The following is a 25,480-nucleotide window of genomic DNA, read 5'->3' on the forward strand; positions in this document are numbered from 1 at the left end:
CCGATGAAGGGGCCTTGGCGCCGGTATTTCGGGTTGTCGGCTGGGCGCTGGCCAGCTTGACCGGCCAGGCAGGGGTGGGCGCCGTGTGGGTTGGGCCCGTGTTGCAGCCGTCACGCCCGCAGTCGCGCCGCCGGCACCGGCGGTGCAGTCCGCCGGTCGGCGGCCGATATGGCTGTGTGGCGCTGCGTGGCGATATGCACCGTGATTCGCCGCGTCTTCCGGCCCTGTCGGTGTCGGGGCGTGGCTACGCTGGTGTCTGTTTGCCCGTGCGCCAAGGGTCCCGTCGACAGTCCTCTGCCCGACGGGATCGGGTCGTCCGCGCCCTGTTCCTTCTCCCCAAGCCATGTCCATCCAGCCCTCCTCGTCGGCCACCGATGCCCAGCCAGCACCAGCACGCCTGTTGCAGCCGGGCCTGCAGCGCTGGCTCCAGCAGCACTGCCAGAGCGGCAGCGAGGTGTGCGCCGGGGTCGTCGTGCTGGCCGGTGGCGAGGCGCAGTCGCTCCAGCCGGCTGCCGAGTGGCCCGCGGGTGGGGCGCTGACGCCGCCGCTGCTGAACGCGGCACGCGCGGCCGTGCAGCGTGGCCGACCGGTGGTGGTGGTGCCGACGGTGCGGCTGGTGGGCGCGAGCCACAACCGCGTGCTGGCGCTGCCGATCAAGGCGACCGCCCCGGGGGGCTCGGGAGTGGGCACGGAAAAGGGCGCGGAAAATGGCGCTGGTGCCGACCGACCGCCGCTGGGGGCCGTGGCCCTGGCGGTGCGTGTCGAAGACCCGACGGCGGTGGAGCGGCTGCTGCGTGAGCTGGGCCAGGCCTGCACCGAGCTGCGCCTGGGCGCGCCGCTGGACTTGGCCGTGCCCGACTCGGCCAATGCCGCCACGGAGCGGCTGCTGCACTACCAGGCCCTGCTGCTGGGTGGCACCGACCTGGCCGAGGGGGCGCTGGCCTTCACCACCGAGCTGGCCGCCCGCCTGGGGGCCGAGCGCGTCAGCCTGGCGGCTCAGCGCCGATCCGGCATGGAGTTGGTGGCGGTGTCGCACAGTGCGGAGTTCCGCCCCGAGCTGGCGCTGGTGCAACAGATCATCCAGGTGATGCAGGAGTGTGCCGACCAGGGCGAGCGGGTCGCGTATCCAGCGCTGAGCACCGAGGTGCCGCGCATCATCCTGGCGCATGCGCGCCTGCACCAGCAGGCCGGCCATGGCCTGGTCAGTGTGCCGCTGGCGCATGGTGGGCGCATCGTGGGGGCGCTGCTGGTCGAATGGGCGGGCGGGGCCGTGCCGGTGGGGCCGCAGGTGCGGGCCTGCGAGCGGCTGGCCGCGGCCATCGCACCGCTGGTGTGGCTGCGCCGCCGAGCCGACCGCCCCTGGCGTGACCGCCTGATGCTGGCGCTGGACCGCCTGCCCAGCCGCCTGCGCCAGCGCAACGATCCCCTGCCCAAGCTGATCGCCGCCGCCTGTGCGGCCGCGGTCGCGGGCGTCACCTTCATCCCCGTGCACTACCGTGTGGGGGCACCGGCGCACCTGGAGGGCGCAGTGCAGCGCGTGGTGGCGGCACCCTTTGACGGCTTTCTGCACCGCAGCACGGTGCGCCCGGGCGACACGGTGAAGGCCGGCGACGTGGTGGCCGAGCTGGCCGACCAGGACCTGAAGCTCGAAGCCCGCAAGTGGGAGAGTGCCCTGGCGCAGCACGAGAACGGCGTGGCCGCTGCGCTGGCGCGCGACGACCGGGCGCAGTTCGTCATCAGCCGCGGCAAGGCCGACGAGGCGCGTGCCCAGCTGGAGCTGGCGCGCCAGCACCTGGAGCGCACCAGGCTGGTCGCCCCGATCGACGGCGTGGTCATCCAGGGTGATCTCAGCCAGTCGCTGGGCGCGCCGGTGCAGCGTGGCGACGCGCTGCTGACGCTGTCCCCGGTCGGGCAGCACCGCCTGGTCATCGAGGTGGATGAGCGCGACATCGCCGCGGTGCGGCCGGGTCAGACCGGCCGGCTGGCACTGTCTTCCCTGCCCACCGACACGCTGGCGCTGGTGGTGGAGCGCGTCACGCCGGTGGCGACGGTGCGCGAAGGGCGCAATGCCTTCGAGGTCGAGGCGCGCCTGGGCGAGGGGGCGGCGACGCTGCGCCCCGGCTTGCAGGGCGTGGCCAAGATCGACGCCGGCTCGCACTCGCTGGCCTGGATCGCCACCCACCGCCTCATCGACTGGGCCCGCCTGGCCAGTTGGTCCTGGCTGCCCTGAGCGGGGCGCACCCAGCCCGCTGACTCTCGCCATGACCGCCACCCTCTACAGCGCCCAGTGGTACCGCATCGCCCGGTTGCGCCCACGCCTGCGTGCGCAGGTGCGTGTGCAACGCCAGCACTGGCGGGGCGAGCGCTGGTACCTGCTGTCCGACTACGCCACCGGCCGGCAGCACCGGCTCAGCGACGCGGCCTACCAGTTCATCGGCCGCTGCGATGGCCAGCGCACGGTGCAGGACGTCTGGAACACCCTGCTCGAAGGCCGGCCCGACGATGCGCCGACCCAGGACGAGGTGCTCGCGCTGCTGGGCGAGCTCGACGAGCTGGAGCTGCTGCAGTCCGAACGTGCCGGCAATGCCGCGGCGCTGCGCCAGCGGCGTGACGAGCGCCGCGCCAAGCGCCGCCGCAGCCTGCTCAACCCGCTGTCGTTCCGGCTGCCGCTGGCCGACCCGTCGGCCTGGCTGCCGCGGCTGGACCCGCTGGCGCAGCGCCTGTTCAGCCCCGCGGCCGGCTGGCTGCTCGGCCTGGGGCTGCTGCTGGCGCTGCTGGTCATGCTCACGGAGTGGCCGGCGCTGCAGGCCCATGCCCGCCAACGCCTGGGCAGCCCGGGCTTCCTGTTCCTGCTCTGGATCCTCTACCCGCTGCTCAAGACGGTGCATGAGCTCGGCCATGCCCTGGCGGTGCGGCGCTGGGGCGGCGAGGTGCATGAGATCGGCCTCGGGCTGATCCTGCTCACCCCAGCGCCCTACGTGGACGCCTCGGCCGCGGCGGCGTTCACGCAGCGCCACCAGCGCGCCCTGGTGAGTGCCGCGGGCATCCTGGTCGAGCTGGCGCTGGCGGCGCTGGCGCTGGGCGCGTGGACCCTGACCCAGCCGGGCCGGGTGCACGACGCCGCGCTGGCGGTGATGCTGATCGGCGTCACCTCCACGCTGCTGTTCAACGGCAACCCGCTGCTGCGCTTCGACGGCTACCACCTGATGGGCGACCTGTTCGACCTGGCGAACCTGGGTGCGCGCAGCAACGCCTGGTGGAGCCGCCGGCTCGGCGCGCGGCTGCTCGGCGTGGCCGGGCCGCTGCCGCCGCATGCGGCCAGTGAGCGCAAGTGGCTGATCGCCTACGCACCGCTGGCGCTGGCCTGGCGGGTCGGTCTGACGCTGGCCTTGATCGGCTGGCTGGGGGCGACCTGGGTCGGCTTCGCCCTGCTGGGCCTGGCCTATGCGGCCATGGCGCTGCTGTGGCAGCCGCTGCGGGGCTGGTCCCGCCAGGCGCTGCAGGCCGCCGCGCCGGGGGCCGAGCTGGCCCGCGTGCGCCTGCGCCTGGGCCTGATCGGGGTGGGCAGCCTGCTGGCGCTGTGCGTCGTGCCGCTGCCGCAGCACACACTGGCGCCCGGCGTGGTCTGGCTGCCCGAGCAGGCGCAGCTGCGCAGCGAGGTGGAGGGCTTCATCGCCGAGCTGCCGGTGGCCGACGGCGCCAGCGTACGCCCGGGCGACGTGCTGCTGCGCCTGTCCAACCCCGAGCTGCAGGCCGCGCGCGACCAACTGGCCGCGCGGCTCGACGGCCTGCAGGCCGAGCACTACCAGCAACTGCTGCGCGACCCCGGCGCGGCGCAGAACCTGCAGCTCGACCTGGAGCGCAGCCGTGCCGAGCTGGCCCGGGCCGACGAGCGCCTGGCGCGCCTGACCCTGCGTGCCCAGGTGGCCGGGCGGCTGGTGCTGCCGCGCCAGGCGGACCAGAGCGGCCGCTGGCTGCGCCAGGGCACGACGCTGGGCTACGTGCTGGCGCCCGACGCCCTGCGCGTGCGTGCGGCCGTGCCCGAACAGGATGCCCACCTGGTGCGCCAGCAGTTCCAGATGACGCAGGCTGCGCAGGCCGTGCAGGTCCGCCTGGCCGATGGCGGTGGCGAGGTGCTGGACGCGCGGCTGAGTTCCGCGGTGCCGGCGGCCACCCGCCAGTTGCCCAGCGCAGCGCTGGGCGAACCCGGCGGCGGCCCCATCGCCGTGGAGCCGGCGGCCAAGCCGGGCCAGGACCCGACGAAAGGTGTGCAGGCCACGCAGGCGCTGCAGCCGGTGTTCCTCTTCGACCTCGCCGTGCCGGGCCTGGCGGTGGAGCGCGTGGGCACGCGTGCCTGGGTGCGCTTCGAGCACGGCAGCGCGCCGCTGGCCTGGCAGCTCTACCGGCGGGCGTCGCAGCTGTTCCTGCAGCACGTCTCGCCGGCCACCTGAACGGGCTGGCTGATCACCATGGCCCGCACCGCCACCCTGCCTGCCCCCGGCCTCGTCTGGGGCCCTCACCCGGAACGCCGCACGGGCCCGCGCGAGCTGGGCGAGCGCGTCCAGGCCGGCTGGACCGCAGCGCTGGACCGCCTGGGCGCCTGGCGCCGGCACGACGACGCGGCCTTCCTCGCCCGGGTGCATGCCGCGGCCCCCACCGCCACGCTGGACGAGGCGGCGCTGCAGGCCCTGCGCGCCTGCCTGTCGCGGGAACGCACCCACGAACCCGCCTCCGCGCGCGCCCGCGAGGCGGCCCACGCAGGCTTCTCCACCGCCAGCCTGGCGCTGGGGCTGGCCACCGCGTCGGCGGCCGCACGGCAGACCCTGGGACACCGCCCCTACGACACCCAGCTGATCGCTGCCCGGGCGGTGCTGGCCGGGCGCCTGGCCGAGATGGCCACCGGTGAGGGCAAGACCCTCACCGTGGCGCTGGCCGCCGCCGTCGCGGCGCTGGCCGGCCTGCCGGTGCATGTGGTGACGGCCAACGACTACCTGGTGGCGCGCGACGCCGAGCGCCTGCGCCCGCTCTACGCCGCCCTGGGCCTGACGGTCGGCACCGTGGTGCAGGCCGACGAGCGTCCCGCGCGCGCCGCGGCCTACCGGTGCCAGGTCACCTACGTCACCGCCAAGGAGCTGGTGTTCGACTACCTGCGGGATGGGCAATCCGGCGGGCAAACCGCTGGGCAGGTTGCCGTGCAGGCCGCTGGCGAGGAGCTGCCGGGCGAGCGCGTGCTGCGCGGCCTGTGCATGGCCATCGTCGATGAGGCCGATGCCATCCTGCTCGACGAGGCGCGCGTGCCGCTGATCCTCTCCCAGCCGGTGGACATGGCCGACGCCGAGCGCCACGCCCGGCAGGCGCTGCGCTTTGCCCGCGCGCTGGAGGTGGGGACCCACTGCGAGCTCGATGCGGCCACGCTGAGCGCCCGGCTCACCGAGCGCGGACGCGACCGGCTGGCACGCGCCACCGCGTCCGCGGACAGCGGCGAGCGCAGCGAATACGCCGACCTCAGCCCGGCCTGGCGCAACCGCCTGCACCGCGAGCACGCGGTGTGCACCGCGCTGGCCGCGCTGCACCTGTACCAGCGCGAGCGCCACTACATCGTGCGCGACGACACGGTGCAGCTCATCGACGAGACCACCGGCCGCATCGCCGAAGGGCGTGCCTGGGCCAACGGCCTGCAGCAGCTGGTCGAGATCAAGGAGGGCTGCGCGCCCAGCCCGGCCTTCGCCACCGTGGCGCAGATCACGTACCAGCGCTTCTTCCCGCGCTACTTCCGGCTCGGCGGGCTGTCCGGCACCTTGAGCGATGCGCGGGCCGAGCTGCTGGCGAGCTACGGCCTGTCGGTGCGACCGGTGCCGCTGCGCCGGCCCAGCCGGCGGCGCGTGGCGCCGACGCGGCTCTTCCCTGATCACCCCAGCCTCTGGGTGGCGGTGGCGCGCCGGGTGCTGATGCTGCACCGGCGCGGCCGCCCGGTGCTGGTGGCCACCGACTCCGTGGCCGAGGCCCAGGCCCTGGCCGATCACCTGCATCGCGCGGGCCTGCCGCACGTGGTGCTGCACGCCCGCTGCGACGCCCAGGAGGCCGAGGTGGTGGCGCGCGCCGGCCAGCGCGGCGCCATCACCGTGACCACCAACATGGCCGGGCGCGGTACCGACATCGCGCTGGGCGAGGGCGTCGAGGCGCTTGGCGGCCTGCACGTCCTGAGCTGCCAGCTCAACGCGTCGCGCCGCATCGACCGCCAGCTCGCCGGCCGTGCCGCCCGCCAGGGCGACCCCGGCTCGGTGGAAACCTGGCTGTCGCTGGACAGCGCGCTGCTCGCACGCAGCCTGCCCGCCTCCTGGCGCCCCTGGCTGGCCGCGCGCTGCCGGCGCCTGCCGCAGCCGCTGCTGCGCGCGCTGCTGCGCTGGCCGCAGCACATGGAAGAACAGCGCCAGCGCATGCAGCGCGAGCGCCTGATCCGCCACGACGAACAGATGGAACGCCGGCTCGCCTTCGCGGGCCGCAGTGAGTGAATGAGCCTGACCATGAAGACACCGACCCCGTTGTTCCACCCCTCTGTCTGGCGCGGCCTGTGCGTCCTGGCCGCCTGCCTCGCCGGGCCGGCTGGCGTGTTGGCCGCACCGCTCACCGGCTGCCTGATCGAGCCCGAGCGCAGCGCCGACGTCGGCAGCCCGGTGGCCGGGGTGATCGAGCGCATCGAGGTCGAGCGCGGCCAGCGCGTGCGCAAGGGCCAGGTGCTGGCGGTGCTGCGCGCCGAGGTGGAGCGCGCCTCGCTCGACGTGGCCAAGTCGCGCGCCGATTCCAACGCCGACCTGGAGGCCGCCGCTGCCAACGCTGCCTTCAACCGCGACCGCCTGGTGCGGGCCGAAGACCTGTTCCGCCAGAGCTTCATCTCCCAGCAGGCGCTGGACCAGGCCCGCACCGAGGCCCGCCTGGCTGACCAGAAGCTCAAGCAGGCCCGCGAGCAGCGTGCCATCTCGCGCCAGGAGCGCGACGTGGCCGAGGCCCAGCTCTCGCAGCGCGTCATCCGCAGCCCGATGGACGGCGTGGTGGCCGAGCGCCATGCCGCTGCAGGCGAGCGCGCCGACGACAAGCCGCTGCTGCGCATCGCCCGCATCGACCCGCTGCGCGTGCAGCTCGTCGTGCCCACCAGCCTGTACGGCCAGGTGCGCGTGGGCGGCAAGGTCGGCGTCTCGCCGGAGCTGCCCGGCGCCGCCCGGCTGATCGCCCGCGTGACGATGGTGGACAAGGTCATCGACCCGGCCAGCAACACCTTCCGCGTCCAGCTGGAACTGCCCAACCCCGATCTGGCGCTGCCCGCCGGCCTGCGCTGCAAGGCCGAGATCGACGCGGCGGCGGTGGCTGCCGCCGAACCGGCGCCAGGCGCCACGCGCCACCGCTGACCCGGCTCCTGAGCCGGGGGATGGCGATGCGCCGATCTCCTTGGTTCGCACCCGGCTGATCCGCCGATCGGCCGGGCAGCGCCTGCTCAGACTCGGACGACTGCCCGCCGTCTGCCCTGCCCGCTTGCCATGACCCGCCGCCGCCGCCCGCCCGTCCGTCCCCGCCTGCACGTCGAGGAGTTGGAGCCTCGGGTGCTCTACTCGGCCGATGCGGCGCTGCTGCTCGACCCCACGCTGGGTGGCCTGGCCGAAGTGCGCGTGATCGCCCCGCCGCCTGCGCCCGCCCCGGCTGCTGCGGTGCAGACCCTGGCTACGCCGGCCATGCTGGATGAGGCGGCGCAGCGGCGCGAGCTGGTGGTGGTGGATGCCCGTGTGGCCGATCCCTACGCCGTGCTGGACGCCCTGGCCAGGCAGCGCGGCGGTGCGGCCAGCTACGACCTGGTCGTGCTCGATGCCGACGGCGACCGGCAGGCGCAGCTCACCGAACTGCTCGGGCACGAGCAGGGCCTGGCGGCGGTGCATCTTGTCGGGCCCGCGCAGGACGCGGCGCCTACGCAGCGCAGCCTGGGGGAGGTGGCCGCTCTGGCCGCCCTGGCCGACGGCGCCGAACTGATCGGCTGGCAGGCCGGGCCGGGTGGCGAGCTGCTCCGCCTTGCCGATCCCGCCGTGCAGCCGCTGCGCAGCGAGATCGTCTTCATCGACGCGCGCGTGGCCGACATCGCCCCGCTGCTCGACGAGCTGGTGGCCGACCGCAGTGACGACGTCGTCTTCGAGGTCATCCGCATCGATGCCAGCCGTGACGGCCTGGCGCAGGTCAGCGCCGCGCTGGCCGGGCGCAGCGGCATCGATGCGCTGCACCTGATCTCGCACGGCGCGAGCGGGCAGCTGCTGTTCGGCAGCGGCGTGGTCGACACGGCCACGCTGGCCACGCGGGCGGGCGAGCTGGGCGGCTGGGCCGGCGCACTGAGCGCGGACGCGGACCTGCTGCTCTACGGCTGCGAGGTGGGCGCGGGCGAGGCCGGCGTGCAGTTCACGCAGGCGCTGGCGGATGCCACCGGGGCCGACGTGGCGGCCAGCGACGACCGCACCGGCGCCGCCGCGCAGGGCGGCGACTGGCAGCTCGAAACCCGCCGCGGCCGCCTCCAGGCGACCGTGCTGCAGGCCGGCACCTGGGGCGGCAGCCTGGGCCTGACCGCCCAGGGCGGCGAAACCCTGGTCAACACCACCACCAGCGGCGGCCAGACCGAGAACTGGTCGGCCAAGACCGTGGCGATGGATGCCAGCGGCAACTACGTCGTGGTGTGGATGGACGGCTCGGGCGTGGACGGCAGCGGCATCGGCATCTATGCCCAGCGCTACAGCGCCGCCGGCGTGGCGCAGGGCAGCCAGTTCCAGGTCAACACCTACACCGCGGACAACCAGCGCAACCCGCAGGTGGCGATGGCCGGCAACGGCAGCTTCGTCGTGGTGTGGGAGAGCAACGGCCAGGACGGCAGCAGCTACGGCGTCTTCGCCCAGCGCTACAGCGCCAGCGGGGTGGCGCAGGGTGGCGAGTTCAGGGTGAATTCCACGACTGCGCTGGACCAGACGGAAGCGGCGGTGGCGATGGACGCCACCGGCAACTTCGTCGTCACCTGGCAGTCGTGGAGCCAGGATGCCGTCAACTCGGCGGGCATCTACGCCCAGCGCTACAACAGCAGCGGCGTGGCGCAGGGCGGCGAGTTCCGCGTCAACACCTACACCACCGACGATCAGAGCGAGCCGAGCATCGCGATGGACGCGGCGGGCAATTTCGTGATCGTCTGGGCGAGTTGGGCTCAGGACGGTAGCGACGAAGGCATCTACGCCCAGCGCTATGACAGCGGCGGCGTGGCGCAGGGCGGCGCGTTCAAGGTCAACACCTACACCACCGGCTACCAGGGCCTGCCGGTGGTGGCGATGGACGGCAACGGCTTCGTCGTGGTGTGGGAAAGCTACGCCCAGGATGGCAGTGTCTCGGGTGTCTTTGGTCAGCGCTACAACCCCAGCGGTGTGGCGCAGGGCAGCGAATTCCAGATCAACACCACCACGACCAACAACCAGCAGAATCCGGTGGTGGCGATGACCACCGGCGGCGGCTTCGTCGTCACTTGGCAGAGCATGGCGCAGGACGGCAGCTTCGACGGCGTCTACGCCCGCCAGTACGACGGCAGCGGCACGGCGCTCAGCGCCGAGACGCGCGTCAACACCACCACCACGGACTACCAGGACGTACCCAGTGTGGCGGCCGATGCCAACGGCCACCTTGTGGTCGCCTGGCACGGCAATGGCGTTGGCGACAGCGACGGCGTGTTCGCGCAGCGCTACCTCTATGCCGTGGCGCCGGTGCTCACCCTCGGCGGCTACAGCGGCACCTACGTCGAGAACGCTGGCGTCATCTTTGACGCCAGCGCCACGGTCACCGATGCCGACACCACCGTCTTCAGCGGTGGCCAGCTGCTCTACCAGATCACGGCCAACGGCAGCAGCAGCGACGAGCTGGGCATCCGCAACCAGGGCAGCAGCGCTGGCCTGATCGGGCTGTCGGGCAGCAACGTGACCTATGGCGGCACCGTCATCGGCAGTTACACCGGCTCAGCCGGTGCGGGCAGCTTCGGCAACGGCAGCACAGCGTTGACCGTGACGTTCAACGGCAGCGCCAGCGTGGCGGCGGTGCAGGCGCTGGTGCGCAACATCACCTACCGCAACACCAGCGACAACCCCGGCACAGCCACCCGCACGATCAACCTGACCGTCTCCGACGGCACCGGCATGACCAGCACGCCGGCCGTCGTGACGATGGCGGTGACGGCGGTGAACGACGCGCCGGTGATCACCAGCAACGGCGGCGGCGCGACCGCGGCCGTCGGCGTGGCGGAGAACAGCACGACGGTCGCCGTCGTCTCGGCCACCGATGCGGAGGGCGCGGCCCTCACCTACAGCATCCTGGGCGGTGCCGATGCCGCCAAGTTCAGCATCGATGCCGGCAGCGGCGTGCTGAGTTTCGTGAGTGCACCCGACTACGAAAACCCGACCGACGGCGGTGCTGACAACGTCTATGACGTGACCGTGCAGGTCAGCGACGGCAGCGCCACCGATACGCAAGCGCTGGCGGTCACCGTCACGAACGTGGACGAGCAGATCGGCGCGGGCGCCAGTTCGTCGGCGACCACCACCGGGGCCACCTCCCTGACTTGGTTCCATACCACCTCGGCCAGCAGCCACGACATCCTGATCGTCACCGTGTCGGTCCGGCAGGATGTGCCGGTGACCTCGGTCACCTATGGCGGCACCGCGCTAACCCAGGTGGGCAGCCGGGTCGACCCGAGCGGCAAGGTGCGTGCGGAGATGTGGTACCTGCTGGCGCCGCCAACCGGCACCGCCAACGTGGTCGTGACCCTGAGCGGCAGCGCCAACGCCACGGCCGGCGCCACCACTTTCTACAACGTCAGCCAGACCACTCCCTTCGGCAGCGTGACCACCGGTTCCGGCTCCGGCGATCCGTCGTTGACGCTGGCCTCGGCGGTGGGCGAACTGGTCGTCGACGCGGTGGCCGATCGCGATGTCGACAGCCAGGTGGTGGGCGCTGGGCAGACCCTGCTGTGGACTGGCAAGGCCGGCACTGGTGCAAACGACTCCTGGGCCGGCTCCAGCACCGAGGCCGGCGCCGCTTCGGTCACGATGTCCTGGACGACCAACGGAGGCGGGGCCGGCGAGTGGGCAGCCGTGGCGCTGTCCCTCAAGCCGTTCGTCAACAATGCCCCGGTCGTCGCCACGACCGGCAGCGTCCTGGCCTACACCGAGAACGGCGCGACCACGGCCGTGGACAGCGCTCTCACGGTGGGTGATGCGGACGGTGACACGCTCGTCGGCGCGACGGTGAGCATCAGTGCGAACTACGCCAGCGGGCAGGACACGCTGGCCTTCAGCACGCAGAACGGCATCACCGGCAGCTGGAATGCGGGCACGGGCGTGCTGACGCTGAGCGGCAGCGCGACGGTGGCGCAGTACCAGGCGGCGCTGCGCAGCATCACCTACGCCAACACGTCGGACAACCCGAGCACGGCCACACGCACGGTGAGCTTCACGGTCAGCGACGGCACCAGCAGCAACACCGCCACGCGCAACATCACGGTGACGGCGACCAACGACCTGCCCGTGGCCGCCGCCGATGCAGGATCCGGCAACGAGGACGTGGCCATCAACGGCAACGTGCTGGCCAACGACACCGATGCCGACGGGGGGGCGCTGACGGCCACCCTCGTGTCCGGCTCCAGCAACGGCAGCCTGACACTGAACGCCGACGGCAGCTACAGCTACACGCCCAATGCCAACTGGAACGGCAGCGACAGCTTTCAGTACCTGGTCAGCGACGGCTCCGGGCTCGTCCACTATTGGGCGTTGGAAGGCAATGGCAACGACGTTGTCGGTGGTGCCCATGGCACCGTCACCGGAACCACCGCTGTGACCGGTGACGCCGGTTCCGCGATGCAGTTCGACGAGATCGATGACGTCGTCGTCGTGCCCGACTTCACCTACACCAACGCCTTCACGGTCTCGTTCAGCTTCCGGCTCGACGACATCTCGGGCAGCACCTACCAGTACCTCTACTCTCATGGCGACTACACGGCCGTCAACAGCCTGAACATCCTCGTCGGCGAAAGCGGTGCCGGGGTGGGCAACGCCGGGGTCATGCGCGCCGTGATGCGCGACTCGAACGACGGTGCGGGTTCGGGCGTGCTCACCGTGGATGTCAACTCGCTCGTGGGAGACGGGCAGTGGCACGAGTTCACGCTGGTGGTGGCGGCCGGAGGCACGTCGAAGATCTACCTGGACGGGACCCTGTGCGCAAGCGATTCACGCGGCGGCGACGCCTTCGACCCGACCGGCAGCCTGTACTTGGGTGGCCGGCAGGACGGCGACCCGAGCAGGCTTTACGGCAACGCACTCGACAGCGTCAAGATCTACAACCGTGACCTGAGCAGCCAGGAAGTGGCGCAGCTCGCGTCGACGACGCAACAGGGCAGCGTCACCTTGACCGTCACGTCGGTGAACGACGCCCCGGTGATCTCCGCTGTCGAAGGCAGCGCGCTGGCCTATAGCGAGAACGCCGCTGCCACCGCCGTCACTGCCACGCTGACGCTGACGGACATCGACAGCACCAACCTCTCCGGCGCGACCGTCCAGATCACGGGCAACTACGCCTCCGGCCAGGACGTGCTGGCGTTCACCAACCAGAACGGCATTACCGGCAGCTGGAACGCCGGTACCGGTGTGCTCACGCTCAGCGGCAGCGCTACGGTAGCGAACTACCAGGCGGCGCTGCGCAGCATCACCTACGCCAACGGCTCGGACAACCCGAGCACTGCGACGCGCACGGTGAGTTTCTCGGTCAACGACGGTATGGTTGACAGCAACACTGCCACGCGCAACGTGTCGGTGGCTGCGGTCAACGACAGCCCCACGGTCGGCGGCGCCATGCTGGCCGCGACCACCGAGGACGCGGCCAACCCGCCGGGCGACACCATCGCCAACCTGTTCTCCGGCTCCTTTGCCGACGTGGATGCGGGCGCCTCCCTGGGCGGCATCCTCGTCACGCACAACCCGCTGAACGCGTCCCAGGGCGCCTGGCAGTACTCGACCGATGCGGGCGGCAACTGGCACGACATCGACGCCATCGCCTATCCGCAGTCGCTGGCGCTCGATGCCGCGACGCGCGTGCGCTTCCTGCCGGCGGCGGATTTCAACGGCTTTCCAGACAGCCTGTCGGTGCGGGCACTGGACGACAGCTACGCGGGCGCCTACACCAGCGGCGCGACGCGCGTCACGGCCGATGCCACCAGCCCCGGCGGCAGTTCTGCGATCAGTGCCAGCCTGGAGTCCCTCTCCACGTCCGTGGTGGCGGTCAACGACGCACCGTTGATCAGCTTCGTCAGCGGTAGCACGGTCCTTGCCGAGAACGCCGGGGCGCTGATCGTCGCACCCGCCGCCACCGTGGCCGATGTCGATGGGACCGCCCTCACCGGTGGGCAGTTGCATGTCTACTTCGCCGAGAACGGCCAGGCGGAGGACCGCATCGCCATCCGCAACCAGGGCAGTGGGGCGGGCCAGATCGGCGTGTCCGGCACCGACGTGAGCTACGAAGGCGTGGTGATCGGCAACTGGACCGGGGGCACGGACGGACTGACGCCGCTGGTGGTCACGTTCAACTCCAGCGCCACCACCGTGGCCGTCCAGGCGCTGGCGCGCAACGTCACTTACGAGAACGTGTCCGAGAGCCCGTCCACGGCGGTGCGCACGATGGCCGGCTACCTGACCGACGGGGCCGGCGGCAGCAGCAACATCGTGTCGGGCACGTTGTCGATCACGCCGGTCAACGACGCGCCCACCCTGAGCAGCAGCTCCGCACTGCCGTCCGTCAGCGAGGACGACGTCACCAACAGCGGCTTCCTCGTCTCCTTTCTGGCCGACGGTGCGAACGACGCCGATGCCGGTGCCTTGAAGGGCCTGGCCGTGACCAGCGTGGATGACAGCCACGGCACCTGGCAGTACACGCTGGACGGCACGACCTGGCAGGACATCGGCGCGGTCTCCCAGACCAACGCCCGCCTGCTGCCCTCCGACACCGTGGCGCGCATCCGCTTCGTGCCCGCGGCCGACTGGAACGGCGTGACCGGCCCGTTCGCCTACCAGGCCTGGGACCAGACCAGCGGCGTCGCGGGGGGCCTGGGCGATGCCAGCGTGTACGGCGGCAGCACGGCGTTCAGCTTCGGCGCCTCCAGTTCATCGCTGAGCGTCATGGCGGTCAATGACGCACCGGTCAACGCCCTACCGGGCACCCAGGTCACCCCGGTCAATGTGCCGCTGACCTTGTCGGTGGCGAACGGCAACGCGATCAGCATCGGCGACGCGGATGCCGCCAACGCGGCGCTGTCGGTGACCCTGTCGGCGACCCACGGCACGCTGACACTGGCCGGCATGGCGGGGCTGGGCTTCACGACCGGCGACGGGACGGCCGACGCCAGCATGACCTTCACGGGCACGGCCGCGGCCATCAACGCGGCCTTGGACGGGCTGGTGTTCACCCCGGCCGCCGGCTACCAGGGCAGCGCCGTGCTGAGCCTGGCCACCAACGACCTCGGCAACACCGGTAGCGGCGGGGCGCTTGCTGACAGTGACAGCCTCAACATCGCCGTCGGTGGCGCACGTTTCCAGGAAGGGGCGGACGGCTACGGCGGTACCCAGGACACCTGGGTGAGCACCAGTTCACCGGGCACGGACCACGGCGCGCAGACCACCGTCGTGGCCGACGACAACAGCCTCCGCGATGCGGCGCTGCTGCGCTTTGACAACCTGTTCGGCACGGGGGCTGGCCAGATTCCCGCCGGCGCCATCATTCAGTCGGTGAGCCTGTCGGTCTACGTGACCAATGCCGATGCGCTCGACTTCGTGGCCCTGCACCGCATGTTGCAGCCCTGGACGGAGGCGTCCACTTTCGACTCGCTCATCAGCGGGGTGAGCACCGGCGGCGCCGAGGCCGGCTCCGCGTTGCTGACTTTCAGCGCCGGCTCGACCGGCTGGAACCACCTCAGCAGCGCCCAGCTCACCGCCACGGTCCAGGCCTGGGCCAACGGGGAGGCCAACCATGGCTGGGCCTTCATCTCGGACAACGCCGACCTGTGGACCTTTGCCTCGTCGGAGAACGGCACCGTCAGCCAGCGGCCCTACCTGTCGGTGAGCTACGTCCTGCCGCAGGCGCCCGTCGTGGCTGTCTCCGGCACGGCGACCAGCTACACGGAGAACTCGGCCCCGGTGGCGGTCGACCCGGCGCTGACTGTCAGCGATGCCGACAGCACCCATCTCGCTGGCGCAACGGTGCGGATCAGCGCTAACCACCAGGCCGGCGAAGACGTGCTCGCCTTCACCAGCCAGTTCGGCATCACCGGCAGCTGGGACGCCAACGCCGGGATCCTGACCCTGAGCGGCCAAGCCACCGTGGCGCAGTACCAGCAGGCGTTGCGCTCGGTCACCTACGCCAACACCAGCGAGGCGCCCACCGCCGACGCCCGCACGCTGGCCTTCAGTGTCACGGACGTGTACTCCGGTCTCGGCAGCGCCCTGGTCAGTCGCAGCCTGAACGTCCTGCCGGTCAACGACGCGCCCACCGGTGGCGTCACGATCGACGACGTCACGCCGACGCAGGGCCAGACACTGACCGCGACGAACACCTTGGCCGACGCCGACGGAATCGGTCCGATCAGCTACCAGTGGCAGCGCAACGGCGTGGCCATCGGCGGCGCGACGGGCAGCAGCTACACCACCAGCCAGGCCGACGTGGGCGCCGTGCTCAGCGTGGTGGCCAGCTACACCGACGCGCTGGGTGCCAGCGAGAGCGTGGCCAGTGCCGATACGAGCGCAGTCGCGAACGTCAACGACGCGCCCACCGGCAGCGTCACGATCGACGACCTCACGCCGACGCAGGGCCAGACACTGACCGCGACGAACACCCTGGCCGATGCCGACGGACTCGGTCCGATCAGCTACCAATGGCAGCGCAACGGCGTGGCCATCGGCGGCGCGACGGGCAGCAGCTACTCCACGTCGCAAGCCGACGTAGGCGCCGTGCTCAGCGTGGTGGCCAGCTACACCGACGCGCTGGGATCTGCTGAGAGCGTGGCGAGTGCTGACACGAGCGCAGTCGCGAACGTCAACGACGCGCCCACCGGCGGCGTCACGATCGACGACCTCACGCCGACGCAGGGCCAGACCCTGACCGCGACGAACACCCTGGCCGACGCCGACGGACTCGGTCCGATCAACTACCAATGGCAGCGCAACGGCGTGGCCATCGGCGGCGCGACGGGCAGCAGCTACACCACGTCGCAGGCTGACGTGGGCGCCGTGCTCAGCGTGGTGGCCAGCTACACCGACGCGCTGGGTGCCAGCGAGAGCGTGGCGAGTGCGGGCACTGCGGCGGTGACCAACGTCAACGACGCGCCCACCGGCGGCGTCACGATCGACGACAGCACACCGATCCAGGGCCAGACGCTCACAGTGTCGAACACCCTGGCCGACGCCGACGGACTCGGTCCGATCAGCTACCAATGGCAGCGCAACGGCGTGGCCATCGGCGGCGCGACGGGCAGCAGCTACACCACCAGCCAGGCCGACGTGGGCGCCGTGCTCAGCGTGGTGGCCAGCTACACCGACGCGCTGGGATCTGCCGAGAGCGTGGCGAGTGCCGATACGAGCGCAGTCGCGAACGTCAACGATGCGCCCACCGGCAGTGTCACGATCGACGACAGCACACCGATCCAGGGCCAGACGCTCACGGTGTCGAACACCCTGGCCGACGCCGACGGACTCGGTCCGATCAGCTACCAGTGGCAGCGCAACGGCGTGGCCATCGGCGGCGCGACGGGCAGCAGCTACACCACCAGCCAGGCCGACGTGGGCGCCGTGCTCAGCGTGGTGGCCAGCTACACCGACGCGCTGGGTGCCAGCGAGAGCGTGGCCAGTGCCGATACGAGCGCAGTCGCGAACGTCAACGACGCGCCCACCGGCAGCGTCACGATCGACGACCTCACGCCGACGCAGGGCCAGACGCTCACGGTGTCGAACACCCTGGCCGACGCCGACGGACTCGGTCCGATCAGCTACCAATGGCAGCGCAACGGCGTGGCCATCGGCGGCGCGACGGGCAGCAGCTACACCACCAGCCAGGCCGACGTGGGCGCCGTGCTCAGCGTGGTGGCCAGCTACACCGACGCGCTGGGATCTGCCGAGAGCGTGGCCAGTGCCGACACGAGCGCAGTCGCGAACGTCAACGACGCGCCCACCGGCAGTGTCACGATCGACGACAGCACACCGACGCAGGGCCAGACCCTGACCGCGACGAACACCCTGGCCGACGCCGACGGACTGGGCACGATCAACTACCAGTGGCAGCGCAACGGCGTGGCCATTGGCGGGGCGACAGGCAGCAGCTACACCACCAGCCAGGCTGACGTGGGCGCCGTGCTCAGCGTGGTGGCCAGCTACACCGATGCGCTGGGCGCCAGCGAGAGCGTGGCGAGTGCGGGCACTGCGGCGGTGACCAACGTCAACGACGCACCCACGGCGGTCGATGGGGTGGTCGAGTTGGTCGAAGACCAGGGTCACACCTTTTCTGCCGCCGACTTCGGCTTTGCGGATGTGGACTCGGCCGATGCCCTGGGGGCCGTGCGCATCGAGGGGCTGCCCGGCGTTGGGAGCCTGACCCTGGACGGTGTGGCCGTGGTGGCGGGGCAGGAGATCGGCTCCGATCGCCTGGAGCACCTGATCTACAAGCCGCCTGCGGATGCCTTTGGGGCTGCGCTGGCCGTGTTGCAGGTGCGCGTGGCCGATGTCGCGGGTGTCTGGGCAGCGGACAGCCAGCAGGTGGTGCTGGATGTCCAGGCCGTGAACGACGCGCCGCGTCTGGAGCGCGTCGAGCTGACGTTGACGGATGGGGCGTCGCTGCTGCTCTCCGATGCGCAGCTGCTGGCCACCGATGTGGACTCGCCTTCCACGGAGGTGGTGTACCGGGTGACTTCGATGTCCCATGGGCACTTCGAGGCGGTGGACCAGCCGGGTGTGGCGATCGATCAGTTCACGCAGGCCGATGTGTCCGGCCATCGGGTGCGCTTCGTGGCCCTGAGTTCCAGCAACCTGCCCAGTTTCGTGCTGGCGGTGGGCGACGGTGCCGGCACGCAGCAGCCGGTGAGCGTGCGGGTGTCGCACGAGACCACGGCGTTGCTGGCGATGCCCGGTGACGAGTCTGGCTCTGCTGGGGCGACGCCGGATGCGCCGGACGATCCTTCGCAGCCTGCGGGACCTGCGTTGCCGCCGGGGCCCCCGGCGCCGATGGGGACCGCTACCGTCAAGTCGATCGGCTCTGCACGCGATGGCGAGCGCGGCGGTGGGGAGGCGATGCAGGCGGCCGTGTTGCAGGCGGTGGTCGAGGGTGCCAGCACTGCGGAGGATGCGGCGCAGCACGCGAGCCGACAGGTGGCGGCAACGACCGCAGCGGTGCATCGCACGCCCCTGGTGGTGGACCTGCCGTCGTCTGAGCGGGAGCAGCAGGCCGCGCAGCGCCTGGCGCGGCTGGAGTTGTTGTTCGAGGCCGGTTGGGAGCTGGATCTTGGCCAGGACAACCCGGACCAGGTGGTGGAGACGCTTGCGCTGGTGGAACCGCGCCGCGCCGGCCGCAGCAGTGAATCCAGCGGGCTGGCCGATGAGGGCGATGCGCCGTCGCAGGAGTTGACGCTGGCCACCGACGCTGCGCAGGCGGCGGGTGCCGTGCTGACGGCCGGGAGCGTCTGGTGGGCGCTGCGCGCGGGTGGGCTGGTGACGAGCCTGCTTGGTTCGCTGCCGACCTGGCGCCATGTGGACCTGCTGGCGGTGCTGCCGGACGACGATGGGGCTGAAGGTTGGAACCGGGATGCCGATGACGAGGCAGAGCGCGACGAGATGGCCTTCGACCGGTTGCTGTCGGGCGCCTCTGACGACGCGATGGAGAACGATCCGCGATGAGCTCCCTGCCTGCCCGGCCCGCCGGGCGACTGTGGCCCCGCTGGGGCATGCGACCGGTCACGCGCATCAGCCTCGGGCTGACGGCGCTGCTGATCTCGCTGCTGCTGGTGGCGGACCTGGTGCTGGGCGTGGTGCCCGGCCATGGCCAGTATGAGCGCATGCTGCGCAAGCGCGTGGCCGAGAACCTCGCGGTACAGCTGACCAGCCTGCTGCAGTCGGGGGACCATGCCGCGCTGGGCAAGACCATCCAGCAGGTGCTGGCGCGCAATGCGGAGGTGCGTTCGATCAGCGTGCACCGCCACGATGGCGCCCTGGTGATGCAGCGAGGCGAGCTGCCGTCACTGGCCGAGCGCTCGCAGCAACAGGCCTCCGACCTGAACCACCTGCGCGTGCCCATCCTGGCGGGCCGCCAGTTGTGGGGCGAGGTGGAGATGACCTTCGTGCCGCTGGCCTCAGGCGGCCTGCGCCAGTGGCTGGCACAGCCGGGAGTGCAACTGCTGGTCGTGCTCGGTCTGGGGGGCTTCCTGCTCAGCCACGCCTACCTGAGCCGGGCGATGCAGTACCTGAATCCGTCCGCGACGATCCCGGACCGCGTGCGCCGCGCCTATGACAACCTCACCGAGGGCCTGCTGATCCTCGACCAGCAGGCCCGCATCGTGCTGGCCAATGCGGCCTTCCGGCGCATGCATCCGGCGGCCCAGGTGGATCTGAACGGCCAGCCGATCCAGTCCCTGCGCTGGCTGCTGAACGGGCGCGACGAGGGGCAGCCAGAGGTGCCGCCCTGGGAGCGAACGCTCCACAGCGCCGAGAACGTGACCGACGAGGTGCTGAGGCTGCCGCGCCCGGGCGAGCCGGACCTGCACCTGCTGGTGACCAGCGCGCCGGTCGTGGACGACCGGGGCAAGGTGCGCGGCTGCATGGTCAGCTTCAACGACGAGACGGCGCTGCACCGCAGCCATGCCGATCTGCGCCAGGCGTTGGCCGAGGTGGAGCACGCCAAGGCCGAGGTGGATGCCAAGAACCAGGAGCTGCAGCGCCTGGCGTCGCGCGACCCGATGACCGGCTGCTACAACCGGCGCGCTTTCTTCGAGGCGGCCGAGGTGGCCTTCGAGGCGGCCCGGGCGGCCCACAGCGGGTTGTGCTGCATCATGAGCGACATCGACCACTTCAAGTCATTCAACGACACCTACGGCCATGCCGTGGGTGACCAGGTGATCCAGGTGGTGGCGCGTGCGCTGACGGGGGGCATCCGGCCGACCGACATCCTGTGCCGCTACGGCGGCGAGGAGTTCTGCATCGTGCTGCCGGGCAGCACCCCGGCCGTGGCCGCCGAGGTGGCCGAGCGTCTGCGTGCCGAGATCGAGTCGCATGCGCAGAGTGCGATCCGCGGCACGCAGGTGCGCCGGATCACCTCCAGCTTCGGCGTGGCCAGCTTGCTCACGGGTGCCAAGACGCTGAAGGAGCTGATCGACCACGCCGACCAGGCGCTGTATCGCTCCAAGGAATCCGGGCGCAATCGCGTCACCGTCCACGAGCGCGAGTTGGCGTGAATCGCTGAGGGCGTTTGGGGGCCAGCCGCCGGTCAGACCGGTGGCGCCGGGGTGGCACCACGCCCAGGCGGCGCACCCGCCGCGGGCAGCGTGAAACGGAAGACGCTGCCATGCGGGAGGCGCGGCAAGGCGTGCCCGGGCTCATCGGCCGGCGGATGGGCCACCCAGGCCTGGCTGCTGAACTCCAGCGCGCCGCCATGCTGCTCGATCACCGTGCGGCACATGGCCAGGCCCATGCCCATCCCCTCGGGCTTGGTGGTGAAGAAGGGGGTGAAGAGCTGCTCGCCCACCGCGGCCGGGATGCCCAGGCCGTGGTCGGCCACGCGCCACTCCACCCAGCGCTCGCTGACGGGGTGGACGTGGATCTCCAGCAGCCGGTCGGCCGGGGCGATCCGTTCGTCCTCCATCGCCTGGATGCCGTTGCGTGCCAGGTTCAGCAGCACCTGTTCGACCATCGTGCGGTCGCAGGTCACCCGCGGCACCGGGGTGTCCAGGGCGATCTCGACGCGGCTGTGGCTGCGCCGCGCGGCCAGGCGGATCAGCGGCAGCACCGCCTCGATCAGCTCGTCGGCGCGCACCGTCTCGCGCAGCCGTTCGCGGCGGCGCACGAACTGGTGCACGCTGCGGATCACCCGGCCGGCGCGCTCGGCCTGTTCGGCGATGCGCTGGGTGGCCTGGCGCACCATGAGCTGGGTGGGCAGGTCGGCCGCGGGGTCGGCATCGTTCTCGGGCAGCAGGTTGAGCGAGCCGGTGGCGTAGCTCGCGATGGCCGCCAGCGGCTGGTTCAGCTCGTGGCTGAGCAGGGTGGTCATCTCGCCCATCGTCGCCAGGCGGGAGGCGGCCTGCAGCTTCTCCTGCTGCTGGCGTGACAGCTCCTCGATGCGGCGCTGCGGCCCCAGGTCGAGCACCGAGCTCATCCAGCCGGCGTGCTGGCCGCGCCCGTCCACCAGCGGCGCCTCGAAGATCAGCACCGGGAAGCGCTCGCCACCGCGGCGCATGAAGACCGTCTCGTGGCCCTCGCGCGGCGGGCTGGCGCCCGCGAGCCGTTCGGCCTGCCGGCGGGCGTACTCGGGAGCCATCTCCGGCGGCCAGTACGGTGGCGTGGTGGCGGCCAGCAACTCCTCGGCGCTGTAGCCCACCATCTGGCAGAACGCGGCGTTCACGTGGGTGATGCGCCCGTTCAGGTCGCGCGCGCGCAGGCCGGTGACCAGCGAGTCCTCCATCGCCTTGCGCACCGCCAGCGCGTCGGCCAGGCTCTGCTCGGCGGTGGCGCGGCGGCGCACGTCGTAGCCCAGCAGCGTCACCACGCCGGCCAGCGCGACGCCCAGCGCAATGACCAGCGCGGCCGAGAGGTTGGGGATCCAGCGCGGCGCCTGCGCCACGCTGTCCAGCCGCAGCGGCAGCAGCAGGCCGGACAGGTCGATCAGCCGCTCGGCGGTATAGACCCCGGCGCCGCGCCGGATGCCGGCGCGCGCCAGCCGGGTGCCGTCGGCCTCGACCAGCAGCACCTCGTGCTCGCGCAGGGTGGCGGCCGGTACGGCCTGTTCGAGCAACTCGCGCAGCACGATGGTGCCGATCATCGCGCCCCGGGCCCGGCCATCGGCCAGGCTGGGCAGGCACAGGTCCACCACCTCCATGCCCAGGCCGCCGGTGGTGGGGACGAAATAGGTGCGCGAGAAGGCCGGCGTCGAGTAGCGCTGGGCGGTGGCACAGGCGGTCTGTGCGTCCACGCTCATGTCCTGGCGCGGGATGGTGCCGAACTGCCCGGGGTGGGAGGGTGAGACGACCGTGCTGTGCAGCCCGAAGGCCTCGTCGCGCAGCTCGATGCGCATCAGCTCGCGGTACTGCCGCATCACGGGCGTGGCAGCGGCCGTCCAGGCCGGGCTGCCCGGCTCCAGCCAGAGGAGCTGTTGCAGCGCCTGCATCTGGTCGGTCAGGCGTTGACGCACGTCGGCAGCGGCCACCGCGGCGGCGGCGTCGGTGGACTCCTGCACCCGCACGTGTTCGAGCTGCCAGGTCAGCCAGAGCAGGGCGCCCTGCGCGGCTACGAGCAGGGCTACGAGGGCCGACCACAGCAGCAGCCGGCGTCGGCGCCGCGCGGACGGGGAGGGCAGTGCGGCGCTGGCGTCGGGTCCGGTGGGTGGCAGTGATGCCGGTGCGCTCATGGGCACAGTATCCGCGCGCCCCGAGGTGGCGGGTCGTACGCGTTCGTACGCATCGCCGCACCGTGCCCCGCAATGAGGCATGGCGCAACGTCATGTCCTCTCCGCATGAGGCCATGCGGCATCGGGTGGATCCACAGTGGCGCGCGGGCAGCTGGCTTCCTAGAATCCGCGTCCCCCATGCGACAGGTTGGCCTGCGCGCGCTTGCAGGCGCGGCAACACAGGCTGGCCCGGTCGTGAATCCAGGCGGAACTCCGCCGCCTGCCCCCGCCTTCCCCGGGCCCCTCCAAGCTTCCTTCCGCTGCTGCCATGACCACTGAACAGGACAAGCGTGCCGAACTGCGCCGCGCCGCGCTCGAATACCACGAGCTGCCCACGCCCGGCAAGATCGAGGTGGTCGCCACCAAGCAGCTGGTCAACCAGCGCGACCTGGCGCTGGCCTACTCGCCCGGCGTGGCGGCGGCCTGCGAGGAGATCGTCGACGACCCGGCCAATGCCTTCCGCTACACCTCGCGCGGCAACCTGGTCGCCGTGGTGACCAACGGCACCGCGGTGCTCGGCCTGGGCGACATCGGCCCGCTGGCGGCCAAGCCGGTGATGGAAGGCAAGGGGGTTCTGTTCAAGAAGTTCGCTGGCATCGACGTCTTCGACCTGGAGATCAACGAGCGCAACCTCGACAAGCTGGTGGACATCATCGCCGCGCTGGAGCCCACCTTCGGCGGCGTGAACCTGGAGGACATCAAGGCGCCGGACTGCTTCTACGTCGAGCGCCAGCTGCGCGAGCGCATGAAGATCCCTGTCTTCCACGACGACCAGCACGGCACCGCGATCGTGGTCGGTGCGGCCCTGCTGAACGCGCTGAAGGTGGTTGACAAGCGCATCGACCAGGTCAAGCTGGTCACCTCCGGCGCCGGGGCTGCGGCGCTGGCCTGCCTGCAGCTGCTGGTGAAGCTGGGCGTGCCGCGCCAGAACATCTTCGTGACCGACCTGGCCGGCGTGGTCTACACGGGCCGTGTCGAGCTGATGGATCCGGACAAGGCCGAGTTTGCCCAGCCCACCGAGATGCGCACGCTGCGCGAGGCGATCGCCGGCGCCGATGTCTTCCTGGGCCTGTCGGCCGGCGGGGTGCTGAAGGCGGACATGGTGGCTTCGATGGCGCCCAGCCCGATCATCTTCGCACTGGCCAACCCGACGCCGGAAATCATGCCCGAGGAGGTCAAGGCGGTGCGTGACGACGCCATCATGGCCACCGGCCGCACCGACTACCCGAACCAGGTCAACAACGTCCTGTGCTTCCCGTACATCTTCCGCGGCGCACTGGACTGCGGGGCGACCACCATCACCGACGAGATGGAGATCGCCGCAGTGCACGCCATCGCCGAGCTGGCCCAGGTGGAGCAGAGCGACGTGGTGGCGGCCGCCTACCGCGGCCAGAACCTGAGCTTCGGCCCGGAGTACCTGATCCCCAAGCCCTTCGATCCGCGCCTGATGATCCAGATCGCCCCGGCGGTGGCCGAGGCGGCCGTGGCCTCCGGGGTGGCGGTGCGGCCGGTCACCGACATGGAGGCCTACCGGGAGAAGCTGCGCGCCTTCGTCTACGCCTCCGGCTCGATGATGAAGAACGTCTACGCGGTGGCCAAGCGCGCCAAGGCGCGCCGCATCGCCTATGCCGAGGGCGAGGACCGGCGCGTGCTGCGCGCCGTGCAGGTCGTGGTCGACGAGGGCCTGGCCCTGCCGGTGCTGCTGGGTCGGCGCAGCATCATCGAGCAGCGCATCGAGAAACTCGGCCTGCGCCTGGAGATCGGCCGCGACATCGACGTCATCAGCATCGAGGACGATCCGCGCTACCGCGAGTTCTGGCCGCTGTACCACCGCAAGATGGAGCGCAAGGGCGTCACCGAGCAGCTCGCCAAGATCGAGATGCGCCGCCGCATGACGCTGGTGGCGTCGATGCTGCTGGAGCATGGCCACGTCGACGGCATGATCTGCGGCACCTGGAGCTCCACCGCCTATCACCTGCAGTACATCGACCAGGTGATCGGCCGCCGCACGGGCGTCAGCACCTACGCCTGCATGAATGGCCTGGTGCTGCCGGGGCGGCAGGTGTTCCTGGTCGATACGCATGTCAACTACGACCCGAGCGCCGAGCAGCTCTGCGAGATCACGCTGCTCGCCGCCGAGGAAATGCTGCGCTTTGGCATCCAGCCCAAGGTGGCGCTGCTGTCGCACTCGAACTTCGGCTCCAGCAGCCAGCCGTCGGCGGTGAAGATGCGCGATGCCCTGGCGCTGCTGCAGCTGCAGGCGCCCTGGCTGGAAGTGGACGGCGAAATGCACGGCGATGCCGCGCTGGACCCGGCCTACCGTGCCGAGTTGATGCCGCGCTGCGGGCTGCAGGGCGAGGCCAACCTGCTGGTGCTGCCCAACATCGACGCAGCCAACATCAGCTACAACCTGCTGAAGACCGCGGCCGGCGGTGGCATCGCGATCGGCCCGATCCTGCTGGGTGCGGCCAAGCCGGTGCATGTGCTGACCCCCTCGGCCACCGTGCGCCGGGTGGTCAACATGACCGCACTGACCGTGGCGGATGCGAACGCCGTTCGATGAAGTGAGTGGGTGCAAACATTCCCGTGTTTGCACTTTCTGCTCCTGGATGCGGATGCCCAGGGGCCTGTTTCGGGCCCAAAACAGGGTGCAACGCGAAATTCACGGCAGTGAGTACATGCTGACTTGCTGCTGAAGACCTGTCTTGTCGCCTGAATTTGCAGCAGAGCCTTGAGATCCGGAGGCTGTTTC

Annotated in this window: 8 protein-coding genes; 7 read left to right on the forward strand and 1 reads right to left on the reverse strand. The window is 71.3% G+C overall.

Translation table 11 applies throughout. From position 1 onward, the window contains the following. Positions 1-343: 343 nt before the first annotated feature. From NGK70_RS04365 to NGK70_RS04390, 6 genes are all read left to right on the forward strand, one after another. On the forward strand, positions 344-2,230 hold the full coding sequence (locus NGK70_RS04365; protein WP_251972153.1) for an efflux RND transporter periplasmic adaptor subunit: 1,887 nt from the start codon (positions 344-346) through the stop codon (positions 2,228-2,230). Positions 2,231-2,261: 31 nt separating this feature from the next. Beyond that, the gene (locus NGK70_RS04370; RefSeq protein WP_251972154.1) at positions 2,262-4,451 is read left to right on the forward strand and encodes an efflux RND transporter periplasmic adaptor subunit; all 2,190 of its coding nucleotides are present in this window, start codon (positions 2,262-2,264) and stop codon (positions 4,449-4,451) included. A gap of 18 nt (positions 4,452-4,469) precedes the next feature. Continuing rightward, a complete protein-coding gene (locus NGK70_RS04375; RefSeq protein WP_251972155.1) occupies positions 4,470-6,512 on the forward strand; it encodes a preprotein translocase subunit SecA in 2,043 nt (680 codons plus the stop codon). A gap of 12 nt (positions 6,513-6,524) precedes the next feature. After that, positions 6,525-7,403, forward strand: coding sequence for an efflux RND transporter periplasmic adaptor subunit (locus NGK70_RS04380; protein ID WP_251972156.1), 879 nt, complete (start codon positions 6,525-6,527; stop codon positions 7,401-7,403). 129 nt (positions 7,404-7,532) lie between these two features. After that, positions 7,533-18,974 carry a DUF4347 domain-containing protein gene (locus tag NGK70_RS04385; protein ID WP_251972157.1) on the forward strand — a complete coding sequence of 3,814 codons (11,442 nt, stop codon included), beginning with the start codon at positions 7,533-7,535 and terminating at the stop codon, positions 18,972-18,974. Further along, the gene (locus NGK70_RS04390) at positions 18,971-20,524 is read left to right on the forward strand and encodes a sensor domain-containing diguanylate cyclase (RefSeq protein WP_251972158.1); all 1,554 of its coding nucleotides are present in this window, start codon (positions 18,971-18,973) and stop codon (positions 20,522-20,524) included. Before NGK70_RS04385 ends, NGK70_RS04390 begins: the two co-directional genes overlap by 4 nt. Before the next feature lie 32 nt (positions 20,525-20,556). Here the strand turns inward: NGK70_RS04390 and NGK70_RS04395 are convergent, their stop codons facing one another. Then, positions 20,557-22,689 carry a sensor histidine kinase gene (locus tag NGK70_RS04395; RefSeq protein WP_251972159.1) on the reverse strand — a complete coding sequence of 711 codons (2,133 nt, stop codon included), beginning with the start codon at positions 22,687-22,689 and terminating at the stop codon, positions 20,557-20,559. A 259-nt stretch (positions 22,690-22,948) separates the two neighbouring features. Between NGK70_RS04395 and NGK70_RS04400 the strand changes: the two genes are divergently transcribed. Continuing rightward, positions 22,949-25,291: an NADP-dependent malic enzyme gene (locus tag NGK70_RS04400; RefSeq protein ID WP_256490834.1), complete on the forward strand. Its 2,343-nt coding sequence runs from the start codon at positions 22,949-22,951 to the stop codon at positions 25,289-25,291. Positions 25,292-25,480: the final 189 nt, after the last annotated feature.

Origin of the sequence: Sphaerotilus microaerophilus (assembly GCF_023734135.1) — a bacterium.
Classification (GTDB): domain Bacteria; phylum Pseudomonadota; class Gammaproteobacteria; order Burkholderiales; family Burkholderiaceae_C; genus Sphaerotilus; species Sphaerotilus microaerophilus.

Bases quoted from the DNA above. Each gene is read 5' to 3' on its own strand.
- NGK70_RS04390 (WP_251972158.1), top strand. From the start codon at position 18,971: ATGAGCTCCCTGCCTGCCCGGCCCGCCGGGCGACTGTGGCCCCGCTGG.
- NGK70_RS04395 (WP_251972159.1), bottom strand. From the start codon at position 22,689: ATGAGCGCACCGGCATCACTGCCACCCACCGGACCCGACGCCAGCGCC.
- NGK70_RS04365 (WP_251972153.1), top strand. From the start codon at position 344: ATGTCCATCCAGCCCTCCTCGTCGGCCACCGATGCCCAGCCAGCACCA.
- NGK70_RS04370 (WP_251972154.1), top strand. From the start codon at position 2,262: ATGACCGCCACCCTCTACAGCGCCCAGTGGTACCGCATCGCCCGGTTG.
- NGK70_RS04385 (WP_251972157.1), top strand. From the start codon at position 7,533: ATGACCCGCCGCCGCCGCCCGCCCGTCCGTCCCCGCCTGCACGTCGAG.
- NGK70_RS04375 (WP_251972155.1), top strand. From the start codon at position 4,470: ATGGCCCGCACCGCCACCCTGCCTGCCCCCGGCCTCGTCTGGGGCCCT.
- NGK70_RS04380 (WP_251972156.1), top strand. From the start codon at position 6,525: ATGAAGACACCGACCCCGTTGTTCCACCCCTCTGTCTGGCGCGGCCTG.